Raw genomic sequence first — 15,166 nt, 5'->3', positions numbered from 1 at the left:
CGCCATGGTTGATCTCAGGTTGAATTATGTCCATGCCGAGAAGCAACTGATGCGTCGAGCTGATAGGGATTTGCCGGCCAGTTTGTCGGATCGATGGAACATCGCGGCCCAGTCGATAAATAACATTGGCTGTTTGCCGTAAGGGAATGTTAGGATTTTCCCATCGTCCGCCACCGCACCTGGCCGCCATGGTTCATTCGATCCGTTCCCTTTCGGCGAATATTGCCGATCTGTTATTGGACGTGCTTTTCCTGGTGGACCGGCGCGGCATTATCGTCGACGTCAGCGCCGGGTGCGAACGCATGCTCGGCTACCGCGCGACCGAGCTGATCGGGCAATACATGCTCGATTTCGTCGTCCCCGAAGACCGCGACATGACCCTCGCCGAAGGGGCGCGCGTCCTGGCCGGCCAGGACCGCATCGGCTTCGAGAACCGCTACCTGCACAAGGACGGCCGCTCGATCGACCTCATGTGGTCGGCGCGCTGGATCGCCGACCAGGGCCTGCGCCTGAGCGTCGCGCGGGACATCAGCCTGCGCAAACGCGCCGAGCGGCGCCAGGCCGCGACCTACGCCATTTCCGAGGCTGCCTTCCAGTCCGGCGACCTGGCGGGACTGTGCCAGGTCATCCACGGCATCCTCGACCGGCTGGTCGGCGCGCCCGGCATGGTCGTCGTCACGGACCCGACGCCGCAACAGGGTTTCAAGGTCGTCTACCAGCGCGATCACGGCGAAAAAAGCCGTTTGCCGTCGCGCGCCTGCCTCGCGCGCTGGCGCGGGAGCGCGTCGAATCCGGACGCGCTCGCGCCCGACGCCGTCCGCCACGTCGCCGGCAGCCGTCTGAACACCTGGCTCATGCTCGAACTGGGGGGCCCGGCCGGCACGATCGGCGCGCTGCTGCTGCGCGACCGGGCCGGCACCGGCTATTCCCCCGCCGACCGCGGCCTGCTGCACTTCGTCGCGGCCCAGGTCGGGCTGGCGCTGGAACGCAAGCGCCTGCACGAGGACCTGATGCGCTCGGCCTGTCACGACGAGTTGACGGGATTGCCGAACCGGCGCCTGTTCTTCGACCGCATCCGCACCGCTGTCGCCCGGGCACGCCGCAGCCAGTCGCGGCTCGGCCTGCTGTACGTGGACGTCGACGACTTCAAGCAGGTCAACGACCGCCATGGCCATGCCACCGGCGACACGCTGTTGCGCGAGGTGGCGGCGCGGCTGGTGGAGTGCGCGCGCCAGACCGACACGGTGGCGCGCCTCGGCGGCGACGAATTCGTCCTGCTGCTGGAAGACCTGCAGTCGCCCGAGGACGCCGACCGGTGCGCCGACAAGATCCGCGCCGCGCTGGCGCAGCCGGTGCCGACGCAGTGCGCGCCGCTGGTCATCAGCGTCAGCGTCGGCATCGCATTGTTCCCGGAACATGCGGACCAGGTCGAGACGCTGCTGATGCATGCGGACGCACGCATGTATGCGAAAAAGCGCGCGCAAAAGTGCGGCGCGAACGGCGCCGGTCCGGTCAGCGGCCGGACTTGACGCGCTGTTCGATCGCCGCCGCGATGGCGCCGTGGTCGGCCCGCTGCGCGATCTGGGCCGCCGTCAGTCCTTCGCTATTCTTCAGCTGCGGATCGGCGCCCTGGCTAAGCAGGAACAGCGCACTGTCCTGATGGCCTTCGCGCGCCGCCATCATGAGCGGCGTGTACTTGCCGCTGGCCGGCGGCGACTGCGCGTCGACGCGGGCGCCGTGCGCCAGAAGCAGGCGCGCGATGTCATTGTCGCCGCTGGCGGCCGCGTAGTGCAGCGGCGTCCAGCCGGGCCGGTTCACGGCCGCGCCTTTCGCGATCAGGGCCTCGGCGGCGGGCTGGTTGTGCTTGAACGCGGCCATCATCAGCGCCGTGTTGCCGTTCATCGCGGGCGTATCGACGTTGGTACCGGGGTAGCGCAGCAGCGCGTCGAACACCTGCATCGACCCTTCGCGCACGGCGAGCACCAGGGCCGGTTCGCCGCCGATCGGATTGACGTCATTGGGATCGACCTTGCCCAGCAGCGAGCGCACCGTGCCGGCATCGTCCATCTGCACGGCGCGGAAGAAATCGGCGATCTGCGCCGGCGTGGGCGCGGCTTGCGCGGGATGCATGCCGGCCGCGGCCGCCATCGCGGCGGCGAGCACGAACGAACGGAGAACGGTACGGCGCAACGGGCTGGCAGGCATCATGGGTCAGGTCCTCGCGGCCTTGAACAGGTTGAAGAAATTGTCGGTGGTGCGGTCGGCGATCTCGCGCAACGGCACGCCCTTGAGCGTCGCCAGGAATTCGGCCACGTGCGGCACATAACCGGGCTCGTTCATCTTGCCGCGGTAAGGCACGGGCGCCAGGTAGGGCGAATCCGTCTCGATGAGGATGCGGTCCAGCGGCAGCGCCTGCGCCACCGCCTGCAAATCCTTCGCGCTCTTGAACGTGACGATGCCGGAAAACGAGATGTAGAAGCCCATCTCGATGGCGGCCAGGGCCACTTCCAGCGACTCCGTGAAGCAGTGCATCACACCGGCGACGCCGCCCTTGTCCGTGCCGGCGCCCTCTTCCTGCATGATGCGGATCGTGTCCGCGCTGGCGGCGCGCGTGTGGATGATCAGCGGCTTGCGGGTCTCGCGCGACGCGCGGATGTGCGTGCGGAAGCGCTCGCGCTGCCATTCCAGGTCGCCTTCCAGTCGGTAATAATCGAGGCCCGTCTCACCGATCGCGATGACCTTCGGGTGATCGGCCAGTTCGACCAGTTGCGCGACGGTGGGTTCCGGTGTGTCCTCGTAGTCGGGGTGCACGCCGACGGAGGCATAGATGTGCGGGTATTGCTCGGCCAGGGCGAGCACGCTGGGGAAGTCAGGCAGGTCGACGGACACGCACAGCGCGTGCGAGACCTTGTTCTCGGCCATGTTGGCCAGGATCTCCGGCATGCGGGCGGCAAGCTCGGGGAAATTGATATGGCAGTGGGAATCGATGTACATCCCGATATTGTACGCGAGGCGTGAAGCGGGCGCCGACGCTGCCACCTGCCGTCATTCCCGCGGAAGCGGGAATGACGGCATTTACGCGACGCGCTTGCCGAGAATGATCAGGTCGCGCTCGATCCCATCCAGATTGGCCACACGCGGAAAATTCGCCCACGTCTCGAACCCGTACTTGCGGAACAAGGCCAGGCTCGGCGCATTGTGTCCGAAGATAAACCCGAGCAAGGTATGTACCTTGACGTTCGGCGCGAACGCCATCGCCTGTTCCAGGCAGTAACGCCCCACACCCTTGCCGCGCCAGCTTTCCGCGATATAGATCGACAGCTCGGCCGTACCGGAATACGCCGGGCGGCCATAGAAGTTCGAGTACGAGCACCAGCCGATCACCGCCGGATTGTCCGACGTGTCCGCCGCATCGTGGATCACCCACAGCGGCCGGCGTTCCGGCGTGTGCTCGTGGAACCAGCCTTCGCGCGACGCGACGGTGACCGGTTCCGTGTCGGCCGTGACTTCGCGCGAGGCGATGGTGGAATTGTAGATGTCGACGATGACGGGCAGATCTTCGATGCGGGCGAGGCGGTGTACGTAGGACGGCATGCTTGACACTGAATGATTACAAAGTATGGGTCGCGCGCGAGGAGCGCAGCGCGGCGCCGAGGATTTCTTCGATGCGCAGGCGGGCGCGCTGGCCCGTTTCATCGGCCGGGAAGTGCACGCCGATGCCCTGCGCCTTGTTGTTGTTCGCGCCGGCCGGCGTGATCCACGCGACCTTGCCGGCAATCGGGTATTTGTTCGGATCGTCCATCAGCGACAGGATCAGATAGATCTCGTCGCCGATCTTGTACGGCTTATTGGTCGGCACGAACATGCCGCCGTTTTTCAGGAACGGCATGTAGGCCGCGTACAGCGCGGCTTTTTCCTTGATGGCGAGCGACAGCACGGACGGCCGCGCGGGCTGCGGCGCGTTCGGATCGGTGGGCAGGCCACTGATCGGTCCGTTCTGCGAAACACTCATCATCGTCCTTTCATCATGGGCCGCAGCGGGCAGTGTAATCAAGCAACATGTCTTCGACAAATAATTTCGGAGACAGGGGGTGATCGGCCACCGCGCGGCGCTCGTTCGTGGACTTGATTGCCTGCATCAAATTAGCCACGTGCACACGCCCGGCAAGGGCCGCCAATTCCCGTTGATACCTTGGATAATACCGGATCACGCCGGACAGCTTGTACGAAAACACGTCATACAGCCACCGCTGCTGCCACGCGACGAGGGATGCCAGCGGCGCCTTGCTCAATTTGTCGGCACTGCGCAACGCGGCGTCCACGCTCGGCTGGGCCAGCACTTGCAGCAGGCCGTCGAGTTCTTCGCGGCTGCCCGTCTCGGCCTGGGTCAGCGCCGCCAGCGGCGCGCCGCCCTGCTCCCGCAGCCAGCCGTCGGCGTCCGTCACCCCCTGCGCCTCCAGCCAGGCGAGGGCCTCGGCGTGTTCCGGCATGGGCATCGCAAACTTGCGGCAGCGCGACAGGATCGTGGGCAGCAGTCGGTCCAGGCCGTTCGATGCCAGCAGGAACACGGTGCCCGGCGGCGGTTCCTCGAGCGTCTTCAGCAGCGCGTTGGACGCCGGCATGTTCAGGCTTTCCGCCGGATACAGCACGACGACGCGCAAGCCCTGACGGTGCGTCGAGATGTTCATGAAGTCGGCCAGCGCGCGCACCTGCTCGATCTTGATGTCTTTCGACGCCGTCTTCGACTTGGACTTCTTTTCCTCGGCCGGCGCGTCCTCGCCTTCGGCAGCCGGCACGTCGTCTTCCAGCGCTTCCGGACGCACGCGGCGGTAGTCGGGGTGGTTACCTTGCGCAAACCAGCCGCACGACGCGCATGCGCCGCAGGCATGGCCGTCCGGCTTCACGTTTTCGCACAGCAGCGCCTGGGCAAACGCTTCGATGAAGTCGGCCTTGCCGATGCCGGCCGGGCCGTAGAAGAGAATCGCGTGCGGCAGGCGGGCGCGCATCGCCTGCAGCCGCGTCCACGCGTCCTGCTGCCAGGGATACATGCTCACAGCCATGGCTCCAGTGCGGCTTGCAGCGCCGCGCGCACGCCGTCGATCGATTGCGTGGAATCGATGACGACGATGCGCCCGTCCGATTCCGCGGCGCGGCGCAGGTATTCGTCGCGTACGCGCGCGAAGAAATCGGAGCGTTCCATCTCGAATTTGTCGAGGGTGCGCGTCGCGGACAGGCGCGCGCGCGCGACGTCCAGCGGGACGTCGAACAACAGGGTCAGGTCGGGCTGCAGGTGCGGATGCACCCATCGTTCCAGCGCTTCGAGCTTGGCGCGATCGAGACCGCGGCCGCCGCCCTGGTAGGCGAAGCTCGCGTCCGTGAAACGATCGGACAGGACCCAGTCGCCGCGCGCGATCGCCGGTTCGATGACCTGCGCCACGTGCTCGCGCCGGCTGGCGAACATCAGCAGCGCTTCCGTCTCCAGGTCCATTTTTTCGTGCAGCACCAGGTCGCGCACCTTTTCGCCCAGCGGCGTGCCGCCCGGCTCGCGGGTCGAGACGACCGTCTTGCCCGCGCCTTTCAGCAGCGAGGTGACGTAGCCGATGTGCGTCGACTTGCCCGCACCGTCGATGCCTTCGAAGGTGATGAAGCGCCCGCGGGCGGCATCGTTATGATTCATTGCATTCATTCGTATTTACTGGGACGCCTGGTTGCGCTGGTACTGGTTGACGGCCTTGTTATGCTCGTTCAGGTTGACCGAGAAGTGGCTCGTGCCGTCGCCGCGCGAGACGAAATACAGGGCGTCCGTCTTCGCGGGCGCCGTCGCGGCGGCGAGCGATTGCACGCCCGGCAGTGCGATCGGCGTCGGCGGCAGGCCGGCGCGCGTATACGTATTGTACGGGGTGTCGGTCTCGAGGTCCTTCTTGCGGATCTTGCCGTCGTATTTGTCGCCCATGCCGTAGATGACGGTGGGGTCGGTCTGCAGCAGCATGCCGGCTTTCAAACGGTTCACGAACACCCCGGCGATCATGGCGCGCTCGCTCTTCTGGCCCGTTTCCTTTTCCACCAGCGACGCCATGATCAAGGCCTGGTACGGATCGGTGTACGGCAGGCCGGGGTCGCGCTTCTCCCACGCGGCCTTGAGGCGCTTCATCATCATCTCGTGCGCCTGCTTATAGATCGACAAGTCGCTCGCGCCCTTCGCGAACAAATACGTATCGGGGAAGAACAGGCCTTCCGGCGCCTTGTACTCGGGCGCCACCTTCGCCAGCAGTTCCCGGTCGGACAGCTTGGCCGTGTCGTGCTTCAGGTTCGGCGCGGCGTCGACCGCCTGGCGCATCTGGCGGAACGTCCAGCCTTCGATGATCGTCAGCGATTCCTGCGCGAACTCGCCGCGCACGAGCTGGGACAGGAGGCGCCGCGGGCTGGTATCCGGTTTGAGCTCGTAGCTGCCCGCCTTGATCTGTCCGGCCTTGCCCGTAATGCGCGCGAGCACGCCGAACAGGAAAGGGTTGACGGGCACGCCGGACGTCGCCATCTGCTGCGCCGCGCCGGCCACACCGCTGCCCTGCGCGATGGCGAACGGGATGACGGCAGCATCCTTCGGCGTGATCGGCTGCTTGCTCCACCACTGGAAGGCGCTGCCGGCGGCGGCAAGCGCGATGACGCCCGTGACGATGAGTTTTCTTATCAATGCCATGCTGGTTTCGGTTTTTCGCCGTCGTCGGCGCGTTTTTGAAGGCGAACTTATAATGAGGCCGTAATCATAAAGCCGATACTGCTAAACCGGAAATAATTCGTGATGAACCATTGGATCGAACATCTCGCCACCCTGGGCGCCCGTTTCCACCCCGATAGCCCGACGCAGGTCGACGACTTCGGCCGCGTGCTCGGCACGACCGCCCTCGAACAGGGCTTCGTCGCCGCCGTCACCGACCTGGGCCTGATCGCCGTCGCCGGCGAGGACGCCGCCAGCTTCCTGCACAACCAGCTCACCAACGACGTCGCGCACCTCGGGACCACGGAAGCGCGCCTGGCCGGTTATTGCACGCCGAAAGGCCGCCTGCAGGCCACCTTCCTGATGTGGCGCGATGCGGAAGCGGTCTACCTGCAGCTGCCGCGCGCCATCCAGGCGCCGCTGCAGAAGCGACTCTCGATGTTCGTGCTGCGTTCGAAAGCGAAGCTGCGCGATGCCACCGACGAGGCGCGCTACGCGGCCGTCCTCGGGCTGGGCGGGGCCGCGGCGGGCGAGGCCCTGCGTACGCACGTCGGCACGCTGCCCGATGCGCCGTATGCGAAGATCGACGGCGATTTCGGCACCGTGATCCGCCTGGCCGACGCCTTCAACCAGCCCCGCTACCTGTGGCTGACGACGGCCGACGATGCCATCAAGGCCCTGCCCGCATTGCGCGCGACGCTCGCGCTGGGCGGCAACGCCGCGTGGCACCTCGCGTCGATCCACGCGGGCGTGCCGCAGATCGGGCAGGCCACGCAGGAACAGTTCGTCCCGCAGATGATCAACTACGAGCTGCTCGGCGGCGTCAATTTCAAGAAGGGCTGCTATCCGGGCCAGGAAATCGTTGCCCGCAGCCAGTACCTCGGCAAGTTGAAGCGCCGCATGGCGCTGGCCACGCTGCTTGACGCGGCCGCGCGTCCCGGCGATGAAGTCTATTCCGTCGCCGATCCGGACCAGCCGTCCGGCATGATCGTCAACGCGGCGCCGAACGGCGCCGGCGGCGCCGACGCGCTCGTCGAGATCAAGCTCGCCGCGCTGGACGGCGAGGTCCGCCACGGCTCCGCCGGCGGCACGAAGCTCGACTTCCTGCCGCTGCCGTATCCGCTCGACGCGCTCGAAGCATGATCGACCTGTACGTCTATTACAAGGTGCGCGAGCTTGACGCCGCCGCGCTGGCGCCGCGCGTGCGGGCACTGCAGGCGGGCATCGGCGTGCCGTCGCAGTTGAAACGCCGGCCCGACGCCAGCGCCGGCCTGCAGACCTGGATGGAAGTCTATCCCGGCGTGGACGACGGTTTTCCCGCGCGGCTGATTGATGCCGCCCGCGCCGCCGGCCTGGAAGCCCTGATCGTCGGCCCCCGCCGCGCCGAAATCTTTACGGATCTCCCAACATGTGCCTGATCGTTTTTGCCTGGCGCGTGATCCCCGGTCTGCCGCTGGTCGCCTGCGCCAACCGCGACGAGTACTACGACCGTCCCGCCACCCCGGCCGGCCCGTGGCCGGACGCGCCCCACATCATCGCCGGCCGCGACCTGCGCGGCGGCGGCAGCTGGATGGGCGTGACGAAGACCGGTCCGCACGGACCGAAATTCGCCGCGCTCACAAACATCCGCGCCCCCAGCGACTGGCGCACGGACGCGCCCACGCGCGGCGCCCTCGTCGCCGACTTCCTCAAGGACGACGTCGATGCGCCGGCCTACCTGGCACGCATCGCACCGGATGCCGACGCGTACAACGGCTTCAACCTGATCCTGGGCGACGCCGCCGGGATGTACTGGTTCTCGAACCGCGCCGGCGCCGACCCGCGCAACGGCAAGGCGCTCGAACCCGGCATTTATGGCGTTTCCAACGGCCTGCTCGATGCGCCCTGGCCGAAGGTCGTCCGCACCAAAGCCACGTTCGCAAGCCTGCTGCTGCAAGGCGCGCCGGAAGAAGCGTATTTCGAGATGCTGGCCGACACGACGCGCGCGCCGGACATGCGCTTGCCCGACACCGGCGTGCCCCTCGACCTGGAACGCCAGCTGTCCGCCGTCTGCATCGAGATTCCCGGCTACGGCACCCGTACGTCGACCGTCGTCAAGCTGTACAGCGACGCCGAGCCGGAACTGCACGAACGCATCCTCAAGCCCTGCGACCCGGTCCCGGCCTGATCGGATACCCCCTCCCGCGGGGCCGTGAAGGTGGCCGGCTGGACCGTCGACGTGCCGGACGTCGAGGGGACATTGACCTGCCTGTGGAACGGCAAGTACACGACGACGCGACCACCATGCACCCGGCGGGACCCGGCCGGAACCGCGATCGGGCGGCCGGCGGCACCAATGACGACGCGGGATGGTGCGCGAGCCGTTGATGTACACTGGGCCGGTTCCATGCCTGAAGGGACCCGTATGCCTGCCCTCCGCGCCGCCATTGCCGCCCTGTTGTTCGCGGGGGCGGCGCACGCCCAGACCGTCCCCGCGGGCGACTTCCACCAGCACGTGTTCAGTGCGGCCGACATCGCACTCGCCGGCCCGTCGTCCGGCCTCGTCGCGCTGGACGCCGACCAGCTGCTCGCCTTGCTCGACGCGGCCGGCATCCGCAAGGCCGTGCTGCTGTCCGTCGCCTACATGTTCGGCAGCCCGGCGCGCGCGGTCGACGACGAATACGCGAAGGTGCGGATGGAAAACGATTGGACGGCGGCGCAGGCCGCGCGCCATCCGGGCCGGCTGATCGCCTTTTGCAGCTTCAATCCGCTCAAGGACTACGCGCTCACGGAACTCGAACGGTGCGCGGGCAAGCCGGGACTGGACCACGGGATCAAACTGCATTTCGGGAACTCGGACGTGCGGCTCGACGACCCGACCCACGTCGCGCGCCTGCGCCAGGTGTTCGCCGCCGCGAACGCGCACGGCATGGCCATCGTCGTCCACCTGCGCGCCAATATCGGCAGGAAGCGGCCGTACGGCGCCGCGCAGGCCCGCATCTTCCTCGACCAGGTGATGCCCGCTGCGCCGGACGTGCCGGTGCAGATCGCGCATTTCGCCGGTTCCGGTCCCGGCTACGACGATCCGGCCGCGCAGGCGGCGATGGCCGTGCTGGCCGACGCCGTCGAGGACCACGATCCGCACGCGGGCAATCTGTGGTTCGACGTCGCGTCCATCGTCGATCGCGACATCGGTCCTGCGACGGCGGCTCTGGTGACCAAGTTCATCCGCCAGGTCGGCGTCGGCCGCGTGCTGTACGGGACGGATTCCGCGCAAGGCGCCAACCTGCGGCCGCGCGAATCGTGGGCCGCGTTCCGGAAGCTGCCGCTGTCGCCCGCGGAATTCGCGCACATCGCGGCGAACGTGCCGCCTTACTTTCCCGAGCCCTGAACGGCCGCCTTCAGCATGTCCGTGAACTGCGGCGTCGCCGCATAGGCGTCGGCCGGCGGCTTGCCGTGCAGGACGGCATCCATGCGGTCGGCGACGGCCTGCAACGCCTGCGGATGGGTGTAGATGTAGAAGTCGCCGCGCCGGATGCCGTCGAACGTGATGCGGGCGACGTCCGCCGCCGTCAGCTTGCCGGACGCGACGGCCTGCTCGAGCAGCGCCTGGGCCGCCCGCTGGCTGGGCGTCGGCGCCGCGTCGTGGCGGACTTCGGCGGGGCGGTGTTCTTCCGCATGCGCGATGCCGGTCGGGACGAAATACGGGCACAGCACGGAAGCCTTCAGCGGGGTGCCGACGAGGCGCAGGTCGTGATACAGCGTCTCCGACAAGGCCACGACGGCATGCTTCGATGCGTTGTAGACGCCCATCGCCGGCGGCGCGAGGAGCCCGGCCATCGACGCCGTGTTCACGATATGGCCTTCGTAGCCCGGGTCGTTCCGCGCGGCGTCGAGCATCAGCGGGGTGAACACACGCACGCCGTGGATCACGCCCCACAGGTTCACGCCCAGCACCCAGTCCCAGTCGGCCTCGGTGCTTTCCCAGATCAGCCCTGCCGAACCGACGCCGGCATTGTTGAACAGCAGGTGCACGCCATGGAAGCGGATCATTGCGGCGTCCGCCAGTTCTTCCACGTGCGCCGCCTTCCGCACGTCGCAGACCATCGCCAGCACGTCGGCGCCTGCCGCCTGCAAGGCGCTGCTGACCTGTTCGAGCGCGTGCGCGTCGACGTCGGCCAGGACCAGCTTCATGCCGAGCCTGGCCGCCTCATTGGCGAACTCGCGTCCGAATCCGCTGCCGGCGCCCGTGATGACGGCCACCCGTCCCGCAAAATTCTCCATGGCGTCCTCCTGTGGACGTTGTTGGGTTCAGACGGCGGACACCCCGCCGTCCACGGCCAGCACCTGGCCGGTGATGTGTTTGCCGGCGCTCGAGGCGAACAGCGCGACAGCGCCTTTCAGGTCTTCGTCGTCGCCCAGGCGCCCCAGCGGCGCGTCCTTGGCGAGACGGTCGGCGCCGATCGCGTCCAGCAGGCCCTTCGTCATCTTCGACGGGAAGAAACCGGGCTCGATGGCGTTGACCGTGATCCCGTAGCGGCCCCACTCGCCCGCGAGCGTGCGCGTGAGGTTGATCACGGCCGCCTTGGACGTGTTGTACGCGACGGTCTGCATCGTCCCGGGCGGATTGCCGGCCAGACCGGCGATCGACGCGATGTTGACGATGCGACCCGACCGTGCGGGAATCATCGCGCGCTTGCCGACGGCCTGCGCCAGCAGGAACACGCTGCGCACGTTCAGGTTCATGACCTTGTCCCACGCGTCCAGCGGATAGTCCTCGGCCGGCGCGCCCCAGGTCGCACCGGCATTGTTGACGAGGACGTCGATCCGGCCCAGCCGTGCCAGCGCCTCGTCGACGAACGGCGCGATCACCGCCTCGTCGGCCAGGTCGACCGTCACGCCGACGGCCTCGATGTCGCGCGTCGCCAGGTGCGCCACGGCGGCATCGAGCTCGTCGCGCTTGCGTGCCGCCACGAGCACGCGCGCGCCCAGCTCGCCGAGAGCCTCGGCCATCTGCAGGCCGAGGCCGCGTGAGCCGCCCGTGACGATGGCGGTGCGGCCTTGCAGCGAGAACAATTCCTGTACTGTATGCATGGCGGCCTCCCCGCTCGTCAGACGATGTAGTCCATGCACTGACGCCCCTCGCGGATCGCGCCGATGAACGGGATGACCGCCTGGTGCACCGGATGTTTCACGTACGCCTCGAGCGCGGCCTTGTCTTCGAACTCGGAATACAGCACGACGTCGTACGTGGCTTCCAGGCCGGGCTGGGCGATGACGACTTCGAACTTGATCTGGCCGGGGACGATGTTGGCGCACTCGTCCAGGCGGCGTTTCATCTCGATGGCGTTGGCGGCGCGGTCGGCGCCTTCGGCGTGGTCTTTCAGTTTCCACATGACGATGTGCTTGAGCATGGATTTCCTTGGTAAGTTTGATGGACTGCGTTGGCTATTATAAGAGCGATAAGGCGCGGGTGCCCTGACCGGTTGGTGGCCGGTTTTGGTTGTTTTGGCGCCGCCTGTCGGTTAGTTGCAAAATAATGCCACAACGACGGCCGCCCGTCGCACCCTTGACCAACTTGATCGGTTAGTTGCAGTATGATGAGAACGACCGACTCCGCCACTGCCATGCGCCAGCCACCTGCCATCTCCGAATGGGACACGCGTCCCTTCGATGCCTTCGCCGCGTTCGTCGTGACGCCCGAATTCGTCCTGACGTCCAGCCGCCAGAGCGACCCCGTGCCCCTGCCTATCTCGGCGGAGTCCGCGACGATCTACAAATTCATGTTCGGCAAGTTCGCCACCTGGATGCTCGAGCACGGCCTCAGGATGTCCACGGTGAACGCGGCGGACCTGCGCCGCTTCATCGAGCTGTCGAAAGACGGCCAGCGCGACCTCAACAGCAAGATCGCCTACCGCTATCTGCGCCTGCTGGAGCGCTGCTTCGACTACCTGGGCCGCGCGCCGAACCCGGCCCGGCAGGCGATCGTCGCGACGGATCGCGCCCACCTGGCCGAGGATGCCCCGATGACGGCGCTCGCTGCCTCCGACCTGCAGCGCTTCCTGGCCGCCCTCCCCGCCGGCCGCAGTGACGACACGGAAGGCCACGCGGGCTGGAAGCGCCGCCGCGACCGCGCGATGCAGATCGTGATGGCGCTGTCCGGCCTGCGCGTGGCGGAAGCCATCGGCCTGCTCGTCGAGGAAGTCGGCCGCCAGCCCGACATCGAGGGCGGCATCGCATTGAACATCACGCCGGAAGCCAAGCACCGCACGAGCTACGAACATACGACGATCCTGCCGCGCGCCGGCGTCGTCGAGCTGACGGCGTGGCTCAAGGAACGGGAGGAACTCAAGATCCCCGGCGACCTCGTATTCCCCGCGAATCTGGAAGGCGAGCCGCTGCACAAGGCGACCGTCTACCGCCAGACGCGCGCGACGTTCGAACGGGCCGGCATCGCTGTCGCACGCGCGGGCGGACGCACGCTGCGCAACAGCTTCGCCGTCCACCAACTGGAGCAAGGCGTGCCGCGCAGCGAGCTGACGGCGGCGCTGGGCCTGGCGCTGGAACGGTCGACGGAGGCCTACCGGTATGCGCGTCTGCACGAGCCGCCGGAAGACGATGCGGGCGGCGACGTAAGCGCCACGTAAGTTTGCAGCAAGCGTCCCGTAAGCTTCCCGGCGCACAGTCGACGGTAGCCTGCGCCATCGGGCCGCGCACCACAATAAATACGACAGGAGACCACCATGGCACTCACACCCGGCATGGCTGCGGGCGGCAAATCCACGCCATCGGGCGTCGGGCTGACGAAGGAAGAACGCAAGGTCATCTTCGCGTCGTCGCTCGGCACCGTCTTCGAGTGGTACGATTTTTATCTGTACGGGTCGCTGGCGACCGTCATCGCCAAGCAGTTCTTCATCGGCGACGCCACCACGTCGTTCATCTTCGCCCTGCTTGCCTTCGCGGCCGGCTTCATCGTGCGGCCGTTCGGCGCGCTCGTGTTCGGACGCCTGGGCGACATGATCGGCCGTAAGCACACCTTCCTCGTCACCATCCTGATCATGGGCGGCTCCACGTTCATCGTCGGCCTGTTGCCGGGTTACGCGGCGATCGGCATCGTCGCGCCCATCGTCCTCGTCACCCTGCGCATCCTGCAGGGCCTCGCGCTCGGCGGCGAATACGGCGGCGCCGCCACCTACGTCGCCGAGCACGCGCCCGACGGCCGGCGCGGCTACTTCACGTCGTGGATCCAGACGACGGCCACGCTCGGCCTGTTCCTGTCGCTGCTCGTGATCACGGGCGTGCGCGCCGGCATGGACGCCGCCGCCTTCGACGCGTGGGGCTGGCGGATTCCGTTCCTCGTGTCGGTGCTGCTGCTCGCGGTCTCGGTGTGGATCCGGATGTCGATGGCGGAATCACCCGCGTTCGCGCGCATGAAGGCCCAGGGCAGGACGTCGAAGGCGCCGCTCAGCGAAGCGTTCCTGACCTGGAAGAACGGCAAGATCGCGCTGCTCGCGCTGCTGGGCGTCGTGATGGGCCAGGCCGTCGTCTGGTACACGAGCCAGTTCTACGCCCTGTACTTCCTCACCAAGACGCTCAAGATCGACGACGCCACCGCCAACGTATTGATCGCCGTCGCCCTGGCGCTGGCCACGCCGTTCTTCATCATCTGCGGCGCGCTGTCGGACCGCATCGGCCGCAAGACCATCATCATGGCCGGCTGCCTGATCGCCGCGCTCACGTACTTCCCGATCTTCAAGGGCCTCACGCACTTCGGCAACCCGGCGCTGGAGACGGCGCTGAACAATTCGCCCGTCGTCGTCGTGGCCGATCCGGACTCGTGCCACTTCCAGTTCAACGCCACGGGCACGAAGAAATTCCCGTCGTCGTGCGACATCGCCACCGCACAGCTGACGGCCGCTTCCGTCAGCTACACGCGCCAGGACGCGCCGGCGGGCACCATCGCCAGCATCAAGGTCGGCGACAAGGTCTACCCGTCGTTCAACGCCACCATGACGCCCGATGGCCTGAACTTCGACCAGGCCAGCAAGGACCAGGAAGCCGCGCTGAAGAAGAGCCTGGGCGCCGCCATCAAGGCCGCCGGCTACCCCGCCAAGGCCGATCCGACGCAGATCAACAAGCCGATGCTCGTGCTGCTGCTGTTCGTGCTCGTGCTGTACGTGACGATGGTGTACGGCCCCGTGGCCGCGATGCTCGTCGAAATGTTCCCGACCCGCATCCGCTACACGTCGATGTCGCTGCCCTACCATATCGGCAACGGCTGGTTCGGCGGGCTGCTGCCAACCACCGCGTTCGCCCTCGTCGCGGCCAACGGCAATATTTATTACGGGCTGTGGTATCCCATCGTGATCGCCATCGCGACCGTCGTCATCGGCGTGCTGTTCGTGCGCGAGACGAAGGACACCAATATCTACGCCGGCGACTGAGCGGCCGACCCGCAGGCGACGCCGCGGC

General features: G+C 67.1%; 17 protein-coding genes. 7 read left to right on the top strand and 10 right to left on the bottom strand.

Annotated elements, in window-relative coordinates; genetic code table 11:
• The first annotated feature begins 146 nt into the window (after nucleotides 1-146).
• Entirely contained in the window at nucleotides 147-1,529 is a 1,383-nt protein-coding gene (locus BVG12_RS03650) for a sensor domain-containing protein (protein ID WP_307189102.1), read from the top strand.
• Here the strand turns inward: BVG12_RS03650 and BVG12_RS03645 are convergent.
• From BVG12_RS03645 to mltG, 7 genes are all read right to left on the bottom strand, one after another.
• A complete protein-coding gene (locus BVG12_RS03645; protein WP_075791222.1) occupies nucleotides 1,513-2,208 on the bottom strand; it encodes an ankyrin repeat domain-containing protein in 696 nt (231 codons plus the stop codon). The genes BVG12_RS03650 and BVG12_RS03645 overlap by 17 nt on opposite strands.
• A gap of 3 nt (nucleotides 2,209-2,211) precedes the next feature.
• The gene (locus BVG12_RS03640) at nucleotides 2,212-2,994 is read right to left on the bottom strand and encodes a TatD family hydrolase (RefSeq protein ID WP_075791221.1); all 783 of its coding nucleotides are present in this window, start codon (nucleotides 2,992-2,994) and stop codon (nucleotides 2,212-2,214) included.
• An 81-nt stretch (nucleotides 2,995-3,075) separates the two neighbouring features.
• A complete protein-coding gene (locus BVG12_RS03635; RefSeq protein ID WP_075791220.1) occupies nucleotides 3,076-3,594 on the bottom strand; it encodes a GNAT family N-acetyltransferase in 519 nt (172 codons plus the stop codon).
• 16 nt (nucleotides 3,595-3,610) lie between these two features.
• Nucleotides 3,611-4,012, bottom strand: coding sequence for a PilZ domain-containing protein (locus BVG12_RS03630; RefSeq protein WP_075796181.1), 402 nt, complete (start codon nucleotides 4,010-4,012; stop codon nucleotides 3,611-3,613).
• Between the two features lie 13 nt (nucleotides 4,013-4,025).
• Nucleotides 4,026-5,060: a DNA polymerase III subunit delta' gene (locus tag BVG12_RS03625; protein WP_075791219.1), complete on the bottom strand. Its 1,035-nt coding sequence runs from the start codon at nucleotides 5,058-5,060 to the stop codon at nucleotides 4,026-4,028.
• Entirely contained in the window at nucleotides 5,051-5,686 is a 636-nt protein-coding gene (tmk, locus tag BVG12_RS03620) for a dTMP kinase (RefSeq protein ID WP_370662825.1), read from the bottom strand. Before tmk ends, BVG12_RS03625 begins: the two co-directional genes overlap by 10 nt.
• Before the next feature lie 6 nt (nucleotides 5,687-5,692).
• Nucleotides 5,693-6,697, bottom strand: coding sequence for an endolytic transglycosylase MltG (gene mltG, locus BVG12_RS03615; RefSeq protein WP_179966251.1), 1,005 nt, complete (start codon nucleotides 6,695-6,697; stop codon nucleotides 5,693-5,695).
• Between the two features lie 102 nt (nucleotides 6,698-6,799).
• Between mltG and ygfZ the strand changes: the two genes are divergently transcribed.
• The 4 genes from ygfZ to BVG12_RS03595 all read left to right on the top strand — a co-directional run bounded on the left by ygfZ (nucleotide 6,800) and on the right by BVG12_RS03595 (nucleotide 10,085).
• Nucleotides 6,800-7,858 carry a CAF17-like 4Fe-4S cluster assembly/insertion protein YgfZ gene (ygfZ, locus tag BVG12_RS03610; RefSeq protein ID WP_075791217.1) on the top strand — a complete coding sequence of 353 codons (1,059 nt, stop codon included), beginning with the start codon at nucleotides 6,800-6,802 and terminating at the stop codon, nucleotides 7,856-7,858.
• On the top strand, nucleotides 7,855-8,133 hold the full coding sequence (locus BVG12_RS03605) for a DUF4936 family protein (RefSeq protein WP_075791216.1): 279 nt from the start codon (nucleotides 7,855-7,857) through the stop codon (nucleotides 8,131-8,133). The genes ygfZ and BVG12_RS03605 overlap by 4 nt, the downstream gene beginning before the upstream one ends.
• Nucleotides 8,124-8,882 (top strand): NRDE family protein, encoded by a 759-nt coding sequence (locus BVG12_RS03600; protein WP_075791215.1) that lies wholly within the window; start codon nucleotides 8,124-8,126, stop codon nucleotides 8,880-8,882. The genes BVG12_RS03605 and BVG12_RS03600 overlap by 10 nt, the downstream gene beginning before the upstream one ends.
• Nucleotides 8,883-9,119: 237 nt before the next feature.
• Nucleotides 9,120-10,085 (top strand): amidohydrolase family protein, encoded by a 966-nt coding sequence (locus BVG12_RS03595; RefSeq protein ID WP_075791214.1) that lies wholly within the window; start codon nucleotides 9,120-9,122, stop codon nucleotides 10,083-10,085.
• On the opposite strand, the gene BVG12_RS03590 is transcribed toward BVG12_RS03595, so the two are convergent.
• The 3 genes from BVG12_RS03590 to BVG12_RS03580 are packed head-to-tail and all read right to left on the bottom strand — an operon-like array spanning nucleotide 10,067 to nucleotide 12,108.
• Nucleotides 10,067-10,978 (bottom strand): SDR family oxidoreductase, encoded by a 912-nt coding sequence (locus BVG12_RS03590; RefSeq protein WP_075791213.1) that lies wholly within the window; start codon nucleotides 10,976-10,978, stop codon nucleotides 10,067-10,069. The two genes, BVG12_RS03595 and BVG12_RS03590, sit on opposite strands and share 19 nt — an antisense overlap.
• A gap of 27 nt (nucleotides 10,979-11,005) precedes the next feature.
• Entirely contained in the window at nucleotides 11,006-11,788 is a 783-nt protein-coding gene (locus BVG12_RS03585) for an SDR family oxidoreductase (RefSeq protein WP_075791212.1), read from the bottom strand.
• A gap of 17 nt (nucleotides 11,789-11,805) precedes the next feature.
• A complete protein-coding gene (locus tag BVG12_RS03580) occupies nucleotides 11,806-12,108 on the bottom strand; it encodes a Dabb family protein (RefSeq protein ID WP_075791211.1) in 303 nt (100 codons plus the stop codon).
• 213 nt (nucleotides 12,109-12,321) lie between these two features.
• Here BVG12_RS03580 and BVG12_RS03575 point away from each other — a divergent pair, with 213 nt between their 5' ends.
• Together BVG12_RS03575 and BVG12_RS03570 are read left to right on the top strand one after the other, a co-directional pair.
• Nucleotides 12,322-13,341 (top strand): tyrosine-type recombinase/integrase, encoded by a 1,020-nt coding sequence (locus tag BVG12_RS03575; protein ID WP_075791210.1) that lies wholly within the window; start codon nucleotides 12,322-12,324, stop codon nucleotides 13,339-13,341.
• A 96-nt stretch (nucleotides 13,342-13,437) separates the two neighbouring features.
• Nucleotides 13,438-15,138, top strand: a complete 1,701-nt coding sequence (locus tag BVG12_RS03570) for an MFS transporter (RefSeq protein ID WP_075791209.1) — start codon at nucleotides 13,438-13,440, stop codon at nucleotides 15,136-15,138.
• Nucleotides 15,139-15,166 lie beyond the last annotated feature (28 nt).

Origin of the sequence: Massilia putida (assembly GCF_001941825.1) — a bacterium.
Classification (GTDB): Bacteria; Pseudomonadota; Gammaproteobacteria; order Burkholderiales; family Burkholderiaceae_D; genus Telluria; species Telluria putida.
This window is presented reverse-complemented; position numbering and strand designations above follow the sequence as displayed.